Annotated in this window: 3 protein-coding genes; all 3 read left to right on the forward strand. The window is 63.1% G+C overall.

From position 1 onward, the window contains the following. Positions 1-137 precede the first annotated feature (137 nt). Positions 138-1,211, forward strand: a complete 1,074-nt coding sequence (locus tag VOI29_RS23140) for an ABC transporter permease (RefSeq protein ID WP_323784076.1) — start codon at positions 138-140, stop codon at positions 1,209-1,211. Between the two features lie 6 nt (positions 1,212-1,217). Next, positions 1,218-2,900, forward strand: coding sequence for an ABC transporter ATP-binding protein (locus tag VOI29_RS23145; RefSeq protein ID WP_323784078.1), 1,683 nt, complete (start codon positions 1,218-1,220; stop codon positions 2,898-2,900). A 4-nt stretch (positions 2,901-2,904) separates the two neighbouring features. Further along, a partial coding sequence (locus VOI29_RS23150) for an NAD(P)/FAD-dependent oxidoreductase (RefSeq protein ID WP_323784080.1) occupies positions 2,905-3,961 on the forward strand: 1,057 nt, incomplete at its 3' end.

Consider the following 3,961-nt stretch of genomic DNA (forward strand, 5'->3'; position numbering starts at 1 on the left):
TGCCGATCGGCCTGAAAGCCGGGCAGACCGTCGTCGGCAGCGCCGTTCAGGGCTGACACCGGACGGGCAGGCGGCGCGGCCTGCGAAGGCCAGCGCGCCGCCGTCCTGTCACAGCATTCCCCGAAAAGGATCCCATCATGACCACTGTCGACCCCGACACGCTCAGCTCCGAAGCCCGCCGCGCGCGGCTGTTTACCCGGATCAACAAGCTGGATGCCTGGCTTCAGGTCTTTGGCCTGGCCTGGATCACTCCCGTTCTGAAAGCCGCCGCGGGCGACAATCCCAAGGCGCAGATGAAGGAATTCTGGCGCCTGCTGGCGGTGCCGGTGATCGCCATTGCCGCCTTTCTGCTGCTGTGGGGCACATTGGCGCCCAAGGTGCAGACCTCGCTGGGCGCCATTCCCGGCCCCGCCGCGGTCTGGGCCGAGGCGGTGAACCTGCACCAGGACGCCCAAGCCAAGGCCGTCAAGCAGCGCGCCCATGCCGAAAAGGTCGAGGCCCGCAACCAGCGCTTTATCGACAGCGGCCAGCCGGAACGGGTGAAAGATATCCCCTATACCGGCGCGCCGTCCTACTATCAGCAGATCTGGACCTCGATCCAGACCGTGTTCTTCGGCTTCCTGATCGCCTCTGCGGTGGCGATCCCGCTGGGCATCCTGGCCGGTCTGTCGCCGGTGGCCAATTCCGCCATCAACCCCTTGGTGCAGATCTTCAAGCCGGTGTCTCCGCTGGCCTGGCTGCCGATCGTGACGATGATCGTCTCAGCGATGTATGCCAGCAATGACGGGCTGTTTGCCAAGTCGTTCCTGGTCTCCGCCATCACCGTGACGCTGTGTTCGCTGTGGCCGACGCTGATCAATACCGCGCTGGGAGTGGCCTCCATCGACAAGGACCTGGTCAATGTCTCCAAGGTTCTGAAAATGAACACCTGGACCAAGATCACCAAGCTGGTGCTGCCCTCGGCCCTGCCGCTGATCTTCACCGGGCTGCGGCTGTCGCTGGGGGTCGGCTGGATGGTGCTGATCGCAGCCGAAATGCTGGCCCAGAACCCCGGTCTGGGCAAGTTCGTCTGGGACGAGTTCCAGAACGGTTCTTCGCAGTCGCTGGCCAAGATCATCGTCGCGGTGCTGACCATCGGCATCATCGGTTTCCTGCTGGACCGGGTGATGTACGCGCTGCAATCGCTGTTTACCTTTTCGAACAACAGGTGATCCGTCATGAGTGTTCTTGAGTTCAAAAATGTCTCCAAGAGCTTTGGGGAAGGCACCACCCGCACCGATGTTTTGAACAACATCAACCTGCAGGTGGAAGAGGGCGAGTTTCTGGTGCTGCTGGGCTTCTCCGGCACCGGCAAAACAACCTTGATCAATCTGATGGCCGGGCTGGAGAGGCCGTCGCAGGGCACTGTCAGCTTCAGGGGCAGGGAGGTCACGGGCCCCGGTCGCGAGCGCGGTGTGATCTTCCAAAGTTACTCGCTGATGCCCTGGCTGACGGTGAGCGGCAATGTTTCCCTCGCGGTGGACACGGTCTTTCCGGGCCTGCCCAAGGCCGGAAAAGAGGCCAAGGCGGACCATTACGTGAAAATGGTGGGCCTCGGCCACGCCGCACACCGCCGCCCGGCGGAGCTGTCGGGCGGCATGCGCCAGCGGGTCAACGTGGCCCGCGCCTTGGCAATGGACCCGGAAGTGCTCTTGCTGGATGAGCCGCTGTCGGCGCTGGATGCGCTTACCCGCGCCAATCTGGCGGATGAGATCGAGATGATCTGGCAGGCGGACAGGAAGACCTGCGTGCTGATCACCAATGACGTGGACGAGGCCATCCTGCTGGCCGACCGCATCATCGCGCTGAACCCCGACGGCACGCTGGGCGAAGAGTTTGAGGTAAGCATCCCGCGCCCGCGCGAGCGGTCTGCCATGAACAGCGACGAGACCTTCAAGCGCCTGCGGAAGGAGGTGACCTCCTGCCTGATGGATGCAGGGATTGAGGCCAAAATCGAAAGCACCAGAACCCTGCCGGATGTGATCCCGGTCCACGGGCTGCCTGCGGCCGTGGCCCAGGCCTCGAAGTCGATGACCGAGGAGCGTTTCCTGGACTTTTCGCAGCTGCACAAGATCTACCCGACCCCCAAGGGGCCGCTGACGGTGGTCGAGGATTTCAATCTCAAGATCAACAAGGGTGAATTCATCTCTTTGATCGGCCATTCCGGCTGCGGCAAATCCACGGTGCTGACCATGGCCGCCGGGCTGAACCCGATCTCCAAGGGTGCGATTAAACTCGACCGCCGCCATGTCGAAGGCGCCGACCCGGAGCGCGCGGTGGTGTTCCAGTCGCCCAATCTGTTCCCCTGGCTTACGGCACGGGAAAACTGCGCGATTGGCGTCGACAAAGTTTACCCCAGGGCCAGCCAGGCCGAACGGCAGGACGTGGTGGAATACTACCTCGAACGCGTCGGTCTGGCGGATGCGATGGACAAGCCCGCGCAGGCCATGTCGAACGGTATGCAGCAGCGCGTCGGCATTGCCCGTGCGTTTGCGCTATCGCCCAAGCTGCTGCTGCTCGATGAACCCTTCGGCATGCTCGACAGTCTGACCCGCTGGGAGCTGCAGGAGGTGCTGATGGAGGTCTGGAGCCGCACCAAGGTCACCGCGATTTGCGTCACCCACGATGTGGATGAGGCGATCCTTCTGGCCGACCGGGTGGTGATGATGACCAACGGCCCGCAAGCCACAATCGGCAAGATCACCGAGGTCGGCCTGCCGCGCCCGCGCACCCGCAAGGCACTCTTGGAGCATTCGGATTATTATACCTACCGGCAGGAGGTGCTCGATTTCCTCGAGGAATACGAACACGGCGCGACACCCAAGCGCAAACCAGCCGCCAACCAGATTGCAGCGGAGTGAGACCATGACCCAGAAACTCGTCATCATCGGGGCCGGCATGGCCTCTGGCCGGGTGATCGAGCACTTGCTCGAGATTGCCCCCAGCGCCTACGACATCACCCTTTTCAACGCCGAGCCGCGCGGCAACTACAACCGCATCATGCTGTCGCCGGTGCTGTCGGGCGACAAGGCTTATGAAGAGATCGTCACCCATTCCGATGATTGGTATGCGGAACATGGCGTCACCTGCCGTTTTGGCGAGCATGTCACCGCCATCGACCGGGAGGCCAAGACTGTCACCGGGGAGAACGGTACGGTGGCTTACGACAAGCTGGTAATCGCCACCGGTTCCGCCCCCTTTATCATTCCGGTGCCGGGCCATGACCTGCCGGGGGTGATCTCTTACCGCGATCTGAACGACACCAACGCGATGATCGAGGCCGCAGGCAAAGGCGGCAAGGCGGTGGTGATCGGCGGCGGCCTCTTGGGGCTGGAAGCTGCGGCAGGCCTGAAAGAGCGCGGCATGGATGTGACCGTGCTGCACCTGATGGGCCACCTGATGGAGCGCCAGCTGGACGAAGCCGCAGGATACCTGCTGCGCAAGGATCTGGAGGTACGCGGCATCACCGTGAAAACCCAGGCCTCGACCAAGGCGATCCTGGGCGAAGAATGCGCGCAAGCCGTGCTGCTGGACAGCGGCGAGACGCTGGGTGCCGATCTGGTGGTGATGGCGGTGGGCATCCGTCCCGAAACCCGGCTTGCGACGGACGCGCATCTGGAGGTGGCGCGCGGGATCGAGGTGAACGCGCAGATGCAGACCTCGGATCCGGATGTCTATGCTGTGGGCGAATGCGTGGAGTTTGACGGCCACCTGTTCGGGTTGGTGGCACCGCTTTACGATCAGGCCAAGGTGCTGGCTGACAGCCTCTTGGGCGAGCCGAGTGGCTTTGTGGTCAAGGAGCTGGCCACCAAGCTCAAGGTGACCGGCTGCGATCTGTTCAGCGCCGGGGATTTTGCAGAGGGCGAGGGGCGAGAGGACATTGTCTTTCGCGACCCCTCGCGCGGCATCTACAAGCGGCTGG

Origin of the sequence: Leisingera sp., assembly GCF_034669605.1 — a bacterium.
Lineage (GTDB): Bacteria > Pseudomonadota > Alphaproteobacteria > Rhodobacterales > Rhodobacteraceae > Leisingera.

What these genes read in the sequence shown, in the direction of transcription:
- VOI29_RS23140 (WP_323784076.1), top strand. Translation starts at nt 138, where the DNA reads ATGACCACTGTCGACCCCGACACGCTCAGCTCCGAAGCCCGCCGCGCG.
- VOI29_RS23145 (WP_323784078.1), top strand. Translation starts at nt 1,218, where the DNA reads ATGAGTGTTCTTGAGTTCAAAAATGTCTCCAAGAGCTTTGGGGAAGGC.